Source organism: Magnetospirillum moscoviense (assembly GCF_001650635.1).
Taxonomy (GTDB): domain Bacteria; phylum Pseudomonadota; class Alphaproteobacteria; order Rhodospirillales; family Magnetospirillaceae; genus Magnetospirillum; species Magnetospirillum moscoviense.
Genome location: NZ_LWQU01000022.1, coordinates 1 through 15282, shown reverse-complemented (window position 1 = coordinate 15282; position 15282 = coordinate 1). Strand labels below are relative to the sequence as shown.

Below are 15282 nucleotides of genomic sequence, written 5' to 3'. Positions count from 1 at the left end.
AGAGTCAACCACCCGAAGCCACACTTTCTGGCAGGGCAGGCTACCCGTGCCCTGCCCGGGTGGGTGGGGCTAGCCGAATAGCCGCCGAAGCCAGAGGGCGAAGGCGGCGGCCTGGGAGCAATCCGGATCAAGAATGCGCTTGGTCACCGCCTGCCCCATCGGGCGCCCTGGCTCGTCCTGCCAGGCCAGCCAGGTGTGGATGGTGGCCTTGGTGGCATGGATTTCGGAAAACCGGCGCAGGTCAGCCGGAATGGCGGTGATCGTGTCGGTGGCGCGAGAAAAAAGCGCATCGCCCTCCGGGACTAGGAAAGCGACGAAATCCTCGAGCATTCCGGTGGTGCGGTTATCGGGCATCAGCCACACGCCGACGCGCGGGCTGCCGGGTGTTTCGACGATGGTGCCGGCGGGATCGGGAGTGGCGGGCAGGGTGACGCCCGCCTTGGCGCTGGCGCCGGCCAATGACTGCCAGCGGGCGGCTATGTCCTGGTCGGCGTCGATGACGATGCCCAAGGTTCGGCGGCCAGGCGATTTGATTTCATTACTCAGTCCGTCGCGTAACGCCTCGTATCCACCCTTCTTGATGATTTCGAAGGATTCGGGAATGCCTTGATGCCGGCACAGCGCTGCCAAAACGTGAAAATCGTCATCGCCTTCGACCAACAGCACCTGATCCATTTTACGAGACGGGCGGATCGCCATTACCGCACCTCGATGCCTTGAGCCGAGGCCACCAGCAGTTCACCTTCGTCATAACGAACTGCCCGGATGTCGTCTTCGAACCGTTCCAGGCGCACCAGCGCCACCTCGTCAGGGGTCTCCTTGGCGGCCTCGGCGAAGGTGGCGATGCAATCCCAGGAATGGGTGGTGGCGAACAATTGCACGTTCAACCGCCGCGCCAGGGTGAACAGGAACGGCCACATGCGGGCCTGGGTGTCTCGGTGCAGGCCGGTCTCGATCTCGTCTATCAGCATCACTCCGCCCTTGGCGTTGACCATGCCCAATGCCAACGCGAACAGTCGCCCCATGCCCTCGCCCAGACGCCGCAACGGCACGGGTGCGGGCGCGCCCTTCAGCTTCACCACCGGGCCGGTCGAGGTCAGGCTGACGCGTTGGATGGTCGGGTCCAGCAATTGCAGCGCCTGATCGATGTCATCCTCGGCCTCGGTCAGGGTGATGCGGTCCCAGAAGGATTGGATGGTGTCTTGGGTCAGTCCAGAGGCCGGGATCAGGATATTATCTTCGCGCTTTAGCTGGGCTTGTCTCTGGGGCTGCTGCTGACTAGCAACATCCAATGTGTGAGCCGTCGCGCCTCCTCGTTTGACGCGCATCCGGACGGAGCCTGAGCGAAAGTTTCGGACGTCGAGGGTAACGGTGAGGGGCTCCGGCATCTCCCCGAGGTTTATCAAAATAGCCGTGGACTCATCTTTGACATAGCCAATGGTAAAGCAAAGTTCGCTCGCGTGATCAGGTGGCGGCCAGGTTGTTAGAGTAGAAAATGGTGAGCGGGCCAAACCACCTTGTCCATTAGCGTCAATTCCAATCGCCCAGATCTCATTCCGGAGAGCAAGAATATCGAGGATAATATCCGGGGTCTGCTCATTCACCAACAGCCACACCGCTTCCAGCAGCGCCGACTTGCCGACGCCGTTATCGCCGACGATCAGGTTGAAGCGCTTCAGTCCTTCGACCTTGAAGTCGCGGAACTGGCGGAAGTTCTGGATATGCAGGCCGGTCAGCATGGCGGGCGTCCGGGATTGAGGATGCCCGCGAGTATGGCGCCAAGGCGCCCGCCCGTCAAACCGACGGGCAAAAAGTGAAACCACAGAGGCACAGAGGTATCGTACCAGACTGCGCCGCCACATTCTGGCGCGGCCTCTCTGTGCCTCTGTGGTGATCCTTTTTCCCTTTACCCTTTGCGAGCCATCAGCACGGTGTAGTCGAAATCCAGCACCACGGCCGGATCGTCCTTGCCGTCTTCGCCCTTCAGGGTGAAGCCAGCGGCCGGCTGGTTCTTCAGGGCGACCAGGCGCAACCGCAGGGCGCCGACATCGGTGCGGCCGGGGATGTCCAGCTTTTCCAGCACTTCCGACCAGGCATAGATGGTGTCGCCGGCGAAGGTCGGGTTGACGTGGCGGCCGCCATTGATGGCGACAACCTTGAAGGCGTTGGCCAGGCCGTTGAACGACAGCGCGCGCGCGATCGAGATGATGTGGCCGCCATAGATCAGGCGACGGCCGAAGCGGCCCTGACCCTCGGTGTGCTGGTTGAAATGGACCTTGGCGGTGTTCTGCCACAGGCGGGTGGCCATCATGTGCTCGGCTTCCTCGATGGTGGTGCCGTCGACATGGTCGATCTTCTCGCCCACCTGGTAATCGTCCCACAGATAGGGGCTGCCGGCGGCGATCACATCATAACCAGCGGTGGTCAGGCCAGCCGGGATGACCAGATCGGAAGCCGCCACCGAACCGGGCAGTTCGGGGACCTTTTGCTCAGGCACCACGGCCTCGACGTCGCGCTTACGCACCATCACCCAGCGGACGTAATCGACGACCATCTCGGCCCGTTGATTGGTGCCGATCGACCGCACATAGACCACGCCGGTCTGCTTGTTGGAATTCTCCTTCAGGCCGATGACGGTGGACGCGGTCGAGATGGTGTCGCCAGGAAACACCGGCACGCCGAAGCGGCCGCCGGCATAGCCCAGATTGGCCACCGCGTTCAAAGATACGTCGGGGACGGTCTTGCCGAAGGCGACGTGGAAGGCGGCCAGATCGTCCAGCGGCGCCGATTCCAGGCCCATGTTGCGGGCGAACTCGGCCGAGGAATTGAAGGCGAAGCGCGGGCCGTACAGCGCGGTGTAAAGGGCGATGTCGCCCTCGGTCACCGTGCGCGGCGTGGCGTGACGGATTTCCTGGCCGATGCGGAAATCCTCGAAGAAATTGCCGGAATTGGTCTTGGTGCTCATGGCGGGATGTCCTTAGGCGGAAGCGGCGGCAAGTGCTGCGATCTGGTCGGACAACGCCACGATGCGCCGGGCGTTTTCGACATGCAGGTTCTCGATCAGCTTGCCCTCGACCACCACCACGCCCTTGCCTTCCTTGGCGGCTTCGGCATGGGCGGCGATGATGGTCTTGGACCAAGTGATCTCTTTTTCCGACGGCGCGAACACCCGGTTGGCCGTCTCGATGGTCTTGGGGTGGATCAGGGTCTTGCCGTCGAAGCCCAGCTCCAGGCCCTGCTGGCAATGGGCCTCGAAGCCGGCATCGTCGTTGAGGTCCAGATAGACCCCGTCCAGCGCGGCCAGGCCCCAGGCGCGCGCCGCCAGCAGGCAAAGCCCTAAGCTGGTGATCATCGGCAGGCGCATCGCCGTGTGGGCGCAATGCAGGTCCTTGGCCAGGTCCGAGGTGCCCATGACGAAGCCGCCCATGCGGGGCGTCGAGCCAGCGATCTCCTCGGCCTTCAGCATGCCGCGCGGGGTTTCCATCATGCACCAGATGGCCATGTCGGCGGGCGCACCGTTGGCCACCATCAGCGCCTCGACCTGGCGGACCATGTCGGCGCTTTCGACCTTGGGGATCAAGATGCCGTGGGCGCCACAGGTGGCGGCCGCCGCGACGTCGGCCGCGCCCCACGGCGTGGCCAGGCCGTTGACGCGCACCAAAAGCTCGCGCCCGCCATAGCCGCCGGCCTTGACCGCGTCGCACACCTGTTGGCGGGCGACGTCCTTGGCATCGGGCGACACCGCGTCTTCCAGGTCGAGGATCAGGCCGTCGGCGGCCAGCGTGCGGGCCTTTTCCAGGGCGCGGGCGTTGGAACCCGGCATGTACAGCACAGAGCGGCGGGGGCGGGCGACGGTCGCCATGGTCATTTCCTCCGAATGGGTGGGTGGCGAACCTAGCAATTTGCCTTAGGATAGGCAAGTTGCAGCGCAACAAATGAATCAAACGACCGGGTTTCGCATGACGATTCTTTCGTTCCAATCGGCGGTGGCGGCCGGCCATGTCGGCCATTCGGCCTCGTGTTTTCCCTTGCAGCGCCTGGGGCACGAGGTGATCGCCGTCGATACCGTGCAGTTTTCCAACCATCCCGGCCATGGCAGCTTCACCGGCCAGGCCCATTCGCCGGCCCATGTCGCCGAACTGGTCGATGGCTTGCGGGCCGGCGGCTTCCTGGCCGATTGCCGCGCCGTGCTGTCGGGCTATCTGGGCGAGCCCGGCACCGCCGACGTGGTGCTGAAGGCCGCCCGCGATCGCCGCCCCGGAGCACTTTATCTGTGCGACCCGGTGATGGGCGATGACGGCAAGGTCTATGTCCAGCCCGAGTTGGTGGCGTCGTTCGAAGGCGGCCTGGTCGCGGCGGCCGACATCGTCACCCCCAACCGCTTCGAGCTGGAAATCCTGACCGGATTGCCGGCCGCCACGCCGGCCCAGGCGGTGGTGGCAGCAAGGCTGCTGCTGGCCAAGGGGCCGCGTCTGGTGGTGGTGACCGGGCTGAAGCTGGGCGACGGGGTCGGCTGCCTGGCGGTCGAGGCCGACGCCGCCTGGGCGGTGGTGACGCCGTGGCTGGATTTCCAGCCGCCGATCCACGGCACCGGCGATCTGTTGTCGGCGCTGTTGCTGGCCGCCCTGCTGGACGGTATCGCCATCCCGGCGGCGCTGGTCCGTGCCATGGCCCAGCTTTTCGGCGTGCTGGCCGAAACCCATCGGCTGGGCCGGCGCGAACTGGCGGTGGTGGCGGCGCAGGACCTGCTGGTGGCGCCTGTCCACGAATTCACCGCCCTTGCCGTGGCTTTGTGATTCTGCTTAATACCAGCGGTCAATAGGATTGACCGCTGCAAGCCCCTTTGCCTTAGCGCCCGCTTCCGCGGGCTTGGGCGCCGCCCCCTCCTCTGACCGGGATACTCTCGGGTGGATGATCTGTTCCTTTTCCTGCGCGGCATCGTCATCGGCTTCGCCGTCGCCGCCCCGATCGGTCCGGTCGGGTTGATGTGCATCAGAAAGGCGCTGGGCGACGGCCGGGCGGCGGCGTGGGCGGCCGGGCTGGGCGCGGCGCTGGCCGACACCATCTTCGGCGGCATCGTCGGGCTGGGCCTGGGCGCGGTGTCGCAGTTCCTGGACCAGTTCACCAACGGATTGAAGCTGGTGGGCGGGCTGTTCATGCTGGCCCTTGGCGTCAATGCCTGGCGGGCGGCGGCCCACGAATTGGACGGGGTGCCCGGCAAGGGGCCGGGCCTGGTCAAGGATTTCCTGTCGACCTTCGCTATCACCATGACCAATCCCGGCACCATCCTGGGGGTCATGGGGGTGTTCGCCGCCTTCGGCACCGACGCCAGCCCGAAGGGTCCGGTCCAGGCGGTGGTGCTGATCGCCGGCGTCGGTTGCGGCTCGGCCCTGTGGTGGGCGGTGCTGACGGAAATGACCATCGCCGCCCGGGCTCGCTTCACGCCCGAGCGCATGCGGCTGTTCAACCACATCTCGGGCGCGGCCTTGATGGCGTTCGGCGCGGCGGCGTTGCTTAGTTTGGTCTTCTAAGCAGGATTTCGGACTCGCCGGCGGTGACCAGGCCGGGCAGCGGCGCCACCTCGACGAAGCCCAGGCGGCCATAGAAGGCGCGGGCGGCTTTGTTGAAATCCGACACGCAGGCCCACAGGTTGGCGCCACCCCGAGACTCCGCCCATTCGACCAAGGCCCGGCCGATTCCTTGGCCCTGGGCGTCGGGCAGCACCGCCAGCAATTCGATGTAAGGCCCGCGAAGCCACGGCGAGCGCACGGCGATCACGCCCTTGCCCGGCACGGTCATGCGGGTCAGTGTCGGGTCGGGACGGTCCAGATAATCGGCCAGCGCCAAGGCGTTGTAGCCCAGCCGCCGCCACGGATCGAGATCGATCAGAAGAGCGGCGAAATGGTCGGGCTCGGCACCGGTCAGCGGTCGGATGGTGGTCATTTCAGCACCTCGTCCAGGCGGGCGAAAGAAAATCCGCGGCGTTTCAGCTCGGCGACCATCGCCGGCAGCGCCACCGCCGTGGCCGGAGCCCGGCCGTTGATGTGGAAGATCAGCACGTCACCGGGTCGGGTCTTCGACAACACCCAACTGGTCAGGCGCTCGGGCGTCAGGTCGCGGGCGGGGTCGCCCGATTCCCAGCTCCAATGGACGACGCTGAGGCCGCTGTTCTCGACCGCCGCCAGCGCCTTGGCATCGTAATGGCCGCCGGGGAAGCGGAAGAAACGGGGCTTGCTGCCGGTGACGGCCCGGATGGCCTCGTCGGTGTCGGCCAGTTGGGCGGCGATGGCGCCTTGGTCCAGATGCTCGAGATGGCGGGGATGGTCCCAGGAATGGTTCTCGATCTCGATCAGGCCGGTGCGGGAAAGCTGGCCCAGTCGATCGGCATTGCGCTTGGCGAACAGGCCGGTGACGAACAAGGTGGCGGGGATGCGCTGGGCTTCCAGGAAGACAGCGATGCGTTCGTCCAGCCAGGCCGGCTGGCCCTTGGCCTCGCAGCCGTCGAAGGTCAGCGCGATCACCTTGGCCGGTTGCGCCGGCAGGTGGGTGACGATGTCGGCCCGGACCGGCCATGTCGCCGCCAGGCCCGCCAGCAGGGCGAGGGTCCTAGAAATCCAGGTCGGCATAATGCCGGGGCGGCGGAACGCCGGGCAGGTGGTCGGCCAGCAGGGCGCGGAAGGACGGGCGCGACTTGACGCGGGCGTACCAATCCTTGGCGCCGTGGTGGCGGTCCCACGGCACGTCGCCGATATAATCGATGCAGGAAAGCTGCGCGGCGGCGGCGATGTCGGCCATCGACAGGCTGGACCCGGCCAGGAAGGAATGGCGCTCGGTCAGCCAGCCGATATAGTCCAGATGCTCGTGGATGGCGGAAAAAGCGGCGCGGATGGCCCGCGAATCCGGCTCGGCCCGGCTTTGCGACAGGCGCTTGATGACCTTCTCGCCCAGCAGGCCGCGGGTGACCTCGTGGTGGAACTTGGCATCGAACCAGCCGACCAGGCGGCGCACCTCGGCCCGCGCCATCGGTTCGGCCGGCAAAAGCGGCGGCTCGCGGAAGGCTTCGTCGAGATACTCGCAGATGGCGGTGGAATCGGCCAGCGCGGTGCCGCCTTCCTCGACCAGCACAGGAACCTCGGCGGCCGGGTTCAGGGCGGCGAATTCGGGCCGGCATTCCCACGGCCGTTCGACATGCTCGTCGAATTCCAGCTTCTTTTCGGCCAGGACCAGGCGGACCTTGCGCGAGAACGGGCACAGAGGATGGTGGTAAAGGCTCCGCATCAGGCCGGCTTCGCCTTCAGGCGGCGCGGCTGGCGGGCGATTCGGTCAACAGCGCGTACAGGCCTTCGGCCTTGTCGGTGCCGCGCAGCTTCTCGCACACGCCTTTGTCGCGCAGCAGGCGCGACACCCGGGCCAGGGCCTTCAGGTGATCGGCGCCGGCCGATTCGGGGGCCAACAGCAGGAAGATCAGATCGACCGGCTGCTCGTCGATGGATTCGAAATTGATCGGGCGCTCCAGGCGGGCGAACAGGCCGTGCAGCTTGGTCAGGCTGGACAGCTTGCCGTGCGGGATGGCGATGCCGTTGCCGACGCCGGTGGTGCCCAGGCGTTCGCGCTCCAGCAGGACGTCGAACACCGCCCGCTCGTGCAGACCGGTCAGCTCGGCGGCCTTTTTCGCCAGATCTTGCAGCGCCTGCTTCTTCGAGGTCGCGCGCAAGTTGGGAATGACGGCCGCCGGCGAAATCAGATCGGCAATGTCCATGGAAACCTACCCTCACCTTGCGATGCAGGCCCTTGCCTTGCGGTCCCGGCCAGGCCCTTGCGTGAGACCGCCCTCGGGGCGCGCGTCGGACCATAGGCCCGCCGCCCGGCCAAAGTCAAGCGACCCGGAATCAGCCGCCCAGCGCCTTCTCTCGCCGCCGTTGCACCGACGACGGGATGTTCATGCCCTCGCGATATTTTGCCACCGTGCGCCGGGCGATGTCGATTCCTTCGCCTTTCAGGATCTCGACCAGGCGGTCGTCGGACAGCACGTCCTTGCCCTCGGCATCGATCAGGCTCTTGATACGGTGGCGCACCGATTCGGCCGAATGGGCGTCGCCGCCGTCGGCCGAGCCGATGGCCTGGGTGAAGAAATATTTCAGCTCGTAGATGCCGCGCGGCGTGGCGATGTATTTGTTCGAGGTCACCCGGCTGACGGTGCTTTCGTGCATCGAGATGGCGCCGGCGATATCGCGCAGCACCAAGGGCTTCAGATGCTGCACGCCCAGGCGGAAGAAGGCGTCTTGCTGGCGGACCAGTTCGGTGGCGACCTTCAAGATGGTGGTGGCGCGCTGGTGCAGCGACTTCACCAGCCAGTTGGCCGACTGATAGCGTTCCGACAGATAGGTCTTTTCCTCGCGGCTCAGGGAATGGCCGGAAACCTTGGCGTAATAGCGCGAATTGACCAGCACGCGCGGCAAGGTGTCGGAATTCAGCTCGACCAGCCAGGCGCCGTCGGGGGTGCGGCGCATCAGCACGTCGGGGACCACGGTGTGGGTGACGACGTGGTCGAAGCGCAGGGCCGGCTTGGGGTCCAGCGCCTTGATCTCGCCGATCATCTCGGCCAGATCCTCGGAATCGATGCCGCACACCTTGATCAGTCCGGCCATGTCGCGCCGGGCCAGCATTTCCAGATTGTCCAGCAGCGCGGCCATCGCCGGGTCCAGGCGGTTCTTCTCGATCAGTTGCAGCGCCAGGCATTCCTTGAGCGAGCGGGCGAAGATGCCGGCGGGGTCGAAACGCTGTACCCGCTTCAGCACCCCTTCCACCGTCTCGACCGGGCAATCCAGCTTGCCGGCGATTTCGGCGATGTCGCCGGAAAGATAACCGGTCTCGTCCAGCATCTCGATCAGATGCAGGCCGATCAGGCGGTCGGCGGGGTCGGCGATGTCCATGTTGAGCTGGGCGACCAGATGGTCGCGCAGCGAGATGGACTCGGCCATCATCTGGTCGAAATTGGTGTCGCCATCGTCGAAATCGTGGCGCCCGCCCGAGGCGCTCCACTGGCCGAACGCCTCGGAATCCGGTTGATCCGAGGCGCTGTCATTGTTGTAGAGGTTATCGTAATCGACATCCATCGAGTCTTCGGCCGCCCCTTGGGTCTGGCCGTCCAGCATCGGCTCGGGCTCGGATGTCGGCGCGGCCTGTTCGGGCTCGGGGGCGTCGGGGGTGTCGGCGCGGTCGGAATCCTCGCGTTCCAGCAGCGGATTGCGCTCGAGCTCCTGGTCGATGAAGGTGTCCAGCTCCATGTTCGACAATTGCAGCAGCTTGATCGCCTGCTGCAATTGCGGCGTCATCACCAGGGATTGGCTTTGCCGAAGATCCAGACGGGGGCCAAGAGCCATCGGGGGCGGGGCTCCTTACAGGCTGAATCGTTCGCCGAGATAGACGCGGCGCACGCCTTCGTGCGCGACGATCTCGGCGGGGCGGCCCTCCATCAGGACGTGGCCGTCATGCAAGATGTAGGCGCGGTCGATCAGATCCAGGGTCTCGCGCACATTGTGGTCGGTGATCAACACGCCGATGCCGCGATCCTTGAGGTGGCCGACCAGATCGCGGATGTCCGACACCGCGATAGGGTCGATGCCGGCCAGCGGTTCGTCCAGCAAGATGAAATGCGGCCGGGACGCCAGGGCGCGGGCGATTTCGACGCGGCGGCGCTCGCCGCCCGACAGCGCCATGGCCGGAGCCCGGCGCAAATGCTCGATGCCGAACTCGGCCAGCAGCGAATCCAGCCGGGCCTCGCGCTCGGAACGGTCGGGTTCGGCCACTTCCAGCACCGCCATGATGTTGCCCTCGACCGTCAGCCCGCGAAAGATCGAGGCTTCCTGCGGCAGATAGCCGATGCCCAGCCGAGCGCGGCGATACATCGGCAGGTCGGTGATGTCGTGGCCGTCCAGCAGGATCTGGCCCTGGTCGGGGTTGATCAGGCCGGTGATGCAATAAAAGCAGGTGGTCTTGCCGGCGCCGTTGGGGCCCAGCAGGCCGACCGCCTCGCCCCGCTGCACCGAGACCGAGACGTCGGCCAGCACGGTGCGGCGCTTGAAGCTTTTGCCGATGCCGCGGGCGACCAGGCCTTGATGGTCGGCGACCAGGCGCGGCCCGGGCGAGTGCCCGCTTTCAAGCGTCGGTTCGGCCGGTTCGATCGAGTTCATTGCCCGCCCTTTTCGGTCTTGTCGCCGGATTTCGCTCCGGGGCCGCGGAAGACGGCGCGGCGTTCCTTGGTGTCCTTCTTGTCCGGCGTGAAGGTGCCGCTGACGCGGCCTTCGCCCTGGCCCCCCGGCCCGGTGCCAAACAACTTGCTGATTCCGGTGTTCAGGTTGACGTGGGCGTATTCACCGTTCAGCTCGTTGCCGGCCCGGACGATCCTAACCGAACCGGCGACGGTGGCGACACCGGTTTCCAGATTGTAGTCGCCGCGTTCGCCGAACACCTGTTCCTGCGGGGTGGTCAAGATGACGCTGCGATAGGCGTCGGCCCGGCGCATCTCGAGGTCACCCTTGGGATTTTCCTTGAAGTGCGAGGTCAGCACCTCGGCCTGGATCTGCTTGCCCTTCTGGGTGGCGACGGCATCGCCGCGGGCGACGGCCATCCGTTCCTTTTCCCAATATTCGATGGTTTCCTTGGCGGTCACGGTGTCGGTGGGGGTGACCAGATGGGCCGGTTGGCCGCGCAGCACGAAGATCGCCTTGTCCAGGTCATAGGTCGCCTTGGTGCCGGTGGCGGTTTCGGTCGGCGTGGCGATGGTGACGTTGCCGTCGGCGTCCAGGCGCCAGATTTCGTCGCCGCTGGCGCCCTTGCGGTAATAGGCGGTCAGGGTGTCGGCGGTGACCGTCACCCTTCCGCGCACCGCCTTGGCGTTGGTTCGCGCGATCACCCGTTGGGCCTCGCTGATCCATTCGATGCCGCCGTCGGCATAGACCTGGATTTCCTCGTTGTTGTTGCGGCTGAGATTGAAGCCCTGCGCCCACACTGGGGCCACGCCCAGCATCCAGGCCGCCAAGACCAGTCCCGCCCGCGATGCCCCGTTCATTTCCGCCTGGCCCCCTTCATCTGCAGCGCCGATCGCCCGGTCAGGTCAATCTGCCGGCCGCCTTCCCCGATCCTGAAGCCCGAGCCGGACAAGCGTCCGTTCGGCCCCATTCCGGTCACCGGGGCGTTGCCCTCGACCACCGAACTGTCGAGATGGACGCGTGCCGCCTCGGTATGCAACTCGTTGCCCTGGTCCTGGTACAAATTGACCTCGCCTTCCAGGTCGAGAATCTTTTCCGCCTGATGGTAGATTCCCAACTTGGCCTCGACATAGACGTTGGCGCCCGACCGCGTCATGAAGTCCGCCTTGGGATTGTCCAAGATGACGATCCCGCTGCGGGCACTGTCTTCCGTCGCCCGGTCGGCGGTCAGGGTATAAGGCCGGTTGGTGTTGTCCAGCCCCTGATAGCGGGCGTTGACCATCGACAGGGCATCGACGGCGGTGGGCTTCAGGGCGGCGAAGCCGATCTGAAAGCTTTCGACGTCGCGCGCCAGTTTCGGCCAGACCATCACCAGGGCCAGCAGGGCGACGGTGCTGGCCGGCAGCGCCACCTTCATGAAATAGACAAAACGCGAATAGCGGCGGTGCGCCGGCCCCTTCACCGGATGGACCTTGCCGCGAAGGGTGGGGGGCATCAGATCGGATTCGGCCCGAAGATCCATGATCGGCGGCCCTAGACCACCCCGGCGCGCAGCAGGTCATGGACATGCAGCACCCCTTGCGGCCTTCCGCCCTGGACCACGAACAGGCTGGTGATGGATTTCTCGTTCAGGACCCGCAGCGCTTCCGCCGCCAGCAGGTTGGGGGCGATGGTCTTGGGGTTCCGGGTCATCACCTGGCCGGCGGTGGCGGTCAGCAATTGGCCGCTCATGTGGCGGCGCAGGTCGCCGTCGGTGACGATGCCGGCCAGGCGGCCGTCGGCATCGACGACGCCGGCGCAGCCCAGGCTTTTGGTGGTCATCACCAGCAAGGTCTCGGCCATCGGGGTGTCCAGCCCGACCAGCGGCATCGCGTCGCCGCCATGCATCAGGTCGGCGACCTTCAGCAGCCGGCGGCCCAATTGACCGCCCGGATGGAAGACGCGGAAATCGGCGGCCGAGAAGTTCTTGCGTTCCAGCAGTGCCACGGCCAGGGCATCGCCCAGGGCCAGCATCATGGTGGTCGAGGTGGTGGGCGCCAGGCCGTTGGGGCAGGCCTCGGGGATCGGCGGCAGGATCAGGGCGACGTCGCTGGACTGGGCCAGGGCGCTGTCGGCCCGCGAGGTGATGCCGATCAGGCTGATGGCGAAGCGCCGCGTGAAGGCGATGATATCGGACAGTTCGGGCGTTTCGCCGGAATTGGACAGGGCGATGACGGCGTCGTCCTTGGTGATCATGCCGAGGTCGCCGTGGCTGGCCTCGGCCGGATGGACGAAGAAGGCCGGAGTGCCGGTCGATGCCAGGGTGGCGGCGATCTTGCGCCCGACATGTCCGGATTTGCCCATGCCCGACACCACCACCCGGCCCGACGCGCCAGCCAGCGCGTCGCAGGCGGCGACGAAGGGAGCCCCCAGCGAATCGCCCAGGGCGGCCAGGGCTTGGGCTTCGGTGTCAAGAACGCGGCGGGCGGCGGCGATATCGGCGGGCGCGGCGGTGCCGTCGCGAAGCACGATGGTCATGGGCGGTCGGGTCCAACTTGCAAGCGGCGCGCCAAATGCCGGCGCGGGATCATCACTATACGAATCCCGCCGGCCAGCGGAAGGTAAATCCGCATGCCGAGTTCCGATTTCAGGGGGGGGAGGGAGATGGCCCCCCGGGTCAAGCCCGGGGGTGACGATAGGGGGCTTCGCACTGTGCCAAAAGCCCGAGCGGCGACTGAGCCGCCCGGCACGGGCGCGCCAAAGGCATAACCCGCTGGCCCGGCACGGGCGCGCCACAGGCATCAATGCGCGAAGATGTCTTCCTCGTCCCAGCCGGCCAGGTCCAGGTCGGCGCGCGCCGGCAGGAAGGCGAAGCAGGCCTCGGCCAGCTCGCGGCGGCCTTCGCGGTCCATCAGGGCTTCCAGCTTGGCCTTCAGCTGGTGCAGGTACAAAACATCCGAGGCGGCATAGGCCAACTGGTCGGCGTTCAACTCGGCCGCGCCCCAGTCCGAGGTCTGCTGCTGCTTGGACAGCTCGATTCCCAGCAGATCGCGGCACAAATCCTTCAGGCCGTGGCGATCGGTGTTGGTGCGCACCAGCCTGGAGGCGATCTTGGTGCAGAAGGCCGGCGCGCATTGGACGCCGAAATGGCGGCGGATCATCGCCAGGTCGAAGCGGCCGAAATGGAACAGCTTGACCACCGCCGGGTCGGCGAACAGCCGGACCAGATTGGGCGAGTTGCCGTATTCCGGCTTGGGGAAATGGACGACGTGGGCATTGCCGTCGCCGGCCGACAGCTGGATCACGCACAGGCGGTCGCGCACCAGCGACAGGCCCATGGTTTCGGTGTCGATGGCGACGACCGGGCCCAGGTCAAGGCCGTCCGGAAGGTCGCCGACGTGATAGGTGATGGACATGCGAACGGCCCCTCCAGGTTGTCCCTGAGGAGCCGTTTGCAAAGGGCCCCTCGGGGGGCGATCCCAAGTCTTGGTTACTTGGGAAGTGATGGTGCCCAGGAGAAGACTCGAACTTCCACGACATCGCTGCCACACGGACCTGAACCGTGCGCGTCTACCAATTCCGCCACCTGGGCAGGTGGTCAGCGAGGGTTGCCCCCGCGCCGAGGTCGAGAGGGATATCCGAGCCGATGTCCGCTGTCAACCGACTTTTTCCGATGTTTTCGTCGAAGGCGGTCAAGCGGGTGCTGACGGTTGCGCCAAGGCCCGGAAACGAATAGCCTTTGCCCAAACATAATCCAGGGGGAGGTCGGCATGAACCGGCGTGTGGTCACGGTCTTCGGCGGTTCGGGTTTCATCGGACGCCAGGTGGTGCGCAAATTGGCAGCCACCGGCTGGATCGTCCGCGCCGCCGTGCGCGATCCGGTGGCGGCGGCCTTCCTGAAGCCGATGGGCGATCCCGGCCAGGTCAATCCGGTCATGGCCGACGTCACCAAGCCGGCCAGCGTCGCCGCCGCATTGGCCGGCGCCGACGCGGTGGTCAATCTGGTCGGCATTCTGTACGAGTCGGGCAAGAAGACCTTCGACGCGGTCCACCGCCAGGGCGCGGCCAACGTCGCCGAGGCGGCCAAGGCGGCCGGGGTCAAGGCCATCGTCCATATGTCGGCCCTGGGGGCCGACAAGTCTTCCGCCTCGGCCTATGCCCGCAGCAAGGCCGCCGGCGAGGAAGCGGTGCAGGCGATCTTCCCCACCGTCACCATCGTGCGGCCCTCGGTGGTGTTCGGCCCCGACGACGATTTCTTCAATCGCTTCGCCCGGCTGGCGCAAATCTCGCCGGTGCTGCCGGTCTTCACCGCCGACGGCTTTTCCGCCCGCTGCACCGAGGATGGCTGCCAGGTCGATTGGTTCGGCTCGGGCGGGCCGACCTTCCAGCCGGTCTATGTCGGCGACGTCGCCGAGGCGATCGTGCGCCCCCTGAACGATGCCAGTCTGGCCGGGCGGGTCTATGAACTGGGCGGGCCGCGCCGCTATACCCTGAAAGAGATCATGGATCTGGTCAACGAGCAGACCGGCCGCGAGCGTCTGGTGGTGCCGCTGCCCTTCGCGGTCGGCGCCGTGCAGGCCGCCTTGTTCAGCCTGCTGCCGATCGCGCCGCCGCTGACCAAGGACCAGCTGATCTTGATGCGCTCGGACAATGTGGTGCGCGGCGGCAAGCCGGGCCTGGCCGAGCTGGGAGTGGTGCCGGTGTCGTGTGAAAGCGTGCTGCCGGGCTATATGGGGCGCTATCGGCCGACCGCCGGTTAGGGGAACTTGATTCCCCGTTTCCCTTTGTCGTCACCCTCGGGCTTGACCCGAGGGTCCACGCGCTGGGACGCAAAAGTCATTTGAAACAATAGGATAGGTGGCGCCGCGTGGATGCCCGGATCAAGTCCGGGCATGACGGCGGAGCAACGAATCGCGGCTCGGGCTTTTATTTGGCACGCCACAAAGCCCGGCGGCGTCTGATACCGGCGAACGCTCGATCTGACTCGGCGGGGCTTGCCAACCAGCGGCAACCATGAATCACTGGGGTTCCACCAGATACAGGGGGAACCATGTTCGGTAGGCTCAAGATATCGGAAAAGATGACGGCGGCG

The 15282-nt window shown here is 66.0% G+C and carries 17 protein-coding genes and 1 tRNA gene; 3 read left to right on the top strand and 15 right to left on the bottom strand.

Annotated features, from left to right (window positions below):
- Positions 1 to 69: 69 nt before the first annotated feature.
- From A6A05_RS01255 to A6A05_RS01235, 4 genes are all read right to left on the bottom strand, one after another.
- A complete protein-coding gene (locus tag A6A05_RS01255; protein WP_068496674.1) occupies positions 70 to 699 on the bottom strand; it encodes a DUF3226 domain-containing protein in 630 nt (209 codons plus the stop codon).
- Positions 699 to 1739: an AAA family ATPase gene (locus tag A6A05_RS19820; protein ID WP_172822155.1), complete on the bottom strand. Its 1041-nt coding sequence runs from the start codon at positions 1737 to 1739 to the stop codon at positions 699 to 701. The genes A6A05_RS01255 and A6A05_RS19820 overlap by 1 nt, the downstream gene beginning before the upstream one ends.
- 167 nt (positions 1740 to 1906) lie before the next feature.
- Positions 1907 to 2965 (bottom strand): MaoC family dehydratase, encoded by a 1059-nt coding sequence (locus A6A05_RS01240; RefSeq protein WP_068496669.1) that lies wholly within the window; start codon positions 2963 to 2965, stop codon positions 1907 to 1909.
- Positions 2966 to 2977: 12 nt separating this feature from the next.
- Complete coding sequence (locus A6A05_RS01235) at positions 2978 to 3862, bottom strand: HpcH/HpaI aldolase/citrate lyase family protein (protein WP_068496782.1); 885 nt, start codon at positions 3860 to 3862, stop codon at positions 2978 to 2980.
- Between the two features lie 97 nt (positions 3863 to 3959).
- Here A6A05_RS01235 and pdxY point away from each other — a divergent pair, with 97 nt between their 5' ends.
- Positions 3960 to 4796 carry a pyridoxal kinase PdxY gene (pdxY, locus tag A6A05_RS01230; protein ID WP_068496780.1) on the top strand — a complete coding sequence of 279 codons (837 nt, stop codon included), beginning with the start codon at positions 3960 to 3962 and terminating at the stop codon, positions 4794 to 4796.
- Positions 4797 to 4907: 111 nt separating this feature from the next.
- Entirely contained in the window at positions 4908 to 5531 is a 624-nt protein-coding gene (locus A6A05_RS01225) for a LysE family translocator (RefSeq protein WP_082910595.1), read from the top strand.
- On the opposite strand, the gene A6A05_RS01220 is transcribed toward A6A05_RS01225, so the two are convergent.
- From A6A05_RS01220 to A6A05_RS01170, 11 genes are all read right to left on the bottom strand, one after another.
- Entirely contained in the window at positions 5515 to 5943 is a 429-nt protein-coding gene (locus A6A05_RS01220; RefSeq protein ID WP_068496667.1) for a GNAT family N-acetyltransferase, read from the bottom strand. The genes A6A05_RS01225 and A6A05_RS01220 overlap by 17 nt on opposite strands.
- Positions 5940 to 6626 (bottom strand): polysaccharide deacetylase family protein, encoded by a 687-nt coding sequence (locus tag A6A05_RS01215; protein WP_068496665.1) that lies wholly within the window; start codon positions 6624 to 6626, stop codon positions 5940 to 5942. Before A6A05_RS01215 ends, A6A05_RS01220 begins: the two co-directional genes overlap by 4 nt.
- Positions 6607 to 7278, bottom strand: a complete 672-nt coding sequence (locus A6A05_RS01210; protein ID WP_068496663.1) for a glutathione S-transferase family protein — start codon at positions 7276 to 7278, stop codon at positions 6607 to 6609. Before A6A05_RS01210 ends, A6A05_RS01215 begins: the two co-directional genes overlap by 20 nt.
- Before the next feature lie 16 nt (positions 7279 to 7294).
- Positions 7295 to 7759 (bottom strand): PTS IIA-like nitrogen regulatory protein PtsN, encoded by a 465-nt coding sequence (gene ptsN / locus A6A05_RS01205; protein ID WP_068496661.1) that lies wholly within the window; start codon positions 7757 to 7759, stop codon positions 7295 to 7297.
- 130 nt (positions 7760 to 7889) lie between these two features.
- Positions 7890 to 9383, bottom strand: coding sequence for an RNA polymerase factor sigma-54 (rpoN, locus tag A6A05_RS01200; protein WP_068496658.1), 1494 nt, complete (start codon positions 9381 to 9383; stop codon positions 7890 to 7892).
- A 15-nt stretch (positions 9384 to 9398) separates the two neighbouring features.
- Positions 9399 to 10193: an LPS export ABC transporter ATP-binding protein gene (lptB, locus tag A6A05_RS01195; protein WP_068496657.1), complete on the bottom strand. Its 795-nt coding sequence runs from the start codon at positions 10191 to 10193 to the stop codon at positions 9399 to 9401.
- Positions 10190 to 11071: an LptA/OstA family protein gene (locus A6A05_RS01190; protein ID WP_068496655.1), complete on the bottom strand. Its 882-nt coding sequence runs from the start codon at positions 11069 to 11071 to the stop codon at positions 10190 to 10192. Before A6A05_RS01190 ends, lptB begins: the two co-directional genes overlap by 4 nt.
- Positions 11068 to 11733, bottom strand: coding sequence for an LPS export ABC transporter periplasmic protein LptC (gene lptC / locus A6A05_RS01185; protein WP_068496654.1), 666 nt, complete (start codon positions 11731 to 11733; stop codon positions 11068 to 11070). Before lptC ends, A6A05_RS01190 begins: the two co-directional genes overlap by 4 nt.
- An 11-nt stretch (positions 11734 to 11744) precedes the next feature.
- Positions 11745 to 12728, bottom strand: coding sequence for a KpsF/GutQ family sugar-phosphate isomerase (locus tag A6A05_RS01180; RefSeq protein WP_068496652.1), 984 nt, complete (start codon positions 12726 to 12728; stop codon positions 11745 to 11747).
- Positions 12729 to 12991: 263 nt separating this feature from the next.
- Positions 12992 to 13606: a ribonuclease D gene (locus tag A6A05_RS01175; protein WP_068496649.1), complete on the bottom strand. Its 615-nt coding sequence runs from the start codon at positions 13604 to 13606 to the stop codon at positions 12992 to 12994.
- Positions 13607 to 13695: 89 nt separating this feature from the next.
- A tRNA-Leu gene (locus tag A6A05_RS01170) sits at positions 13696 to 13782 on the bottom strand.
- A 178-nt stretch (positions 13783 to 13960) separates the two neighbouring features.
- On the opposite strand from A6A05_RS01170, the gene A6A05_RS01165 reads away from it, so the two are divergent.
- The gene (locus A6A05_RS01165) at positions 13961 to 14950 is read left to right on the top strand and encodes a complex I NDUFA9 subunit family protein (protein ID WP_068496647.1); all 990 of its coding nucleotides are present in this window, start codon (positions 13961 to 13963) and stop codon (positions 14948 to 14950) included.
- Positions 14951 to 15282: the final 332 nt, after the last annotated feature.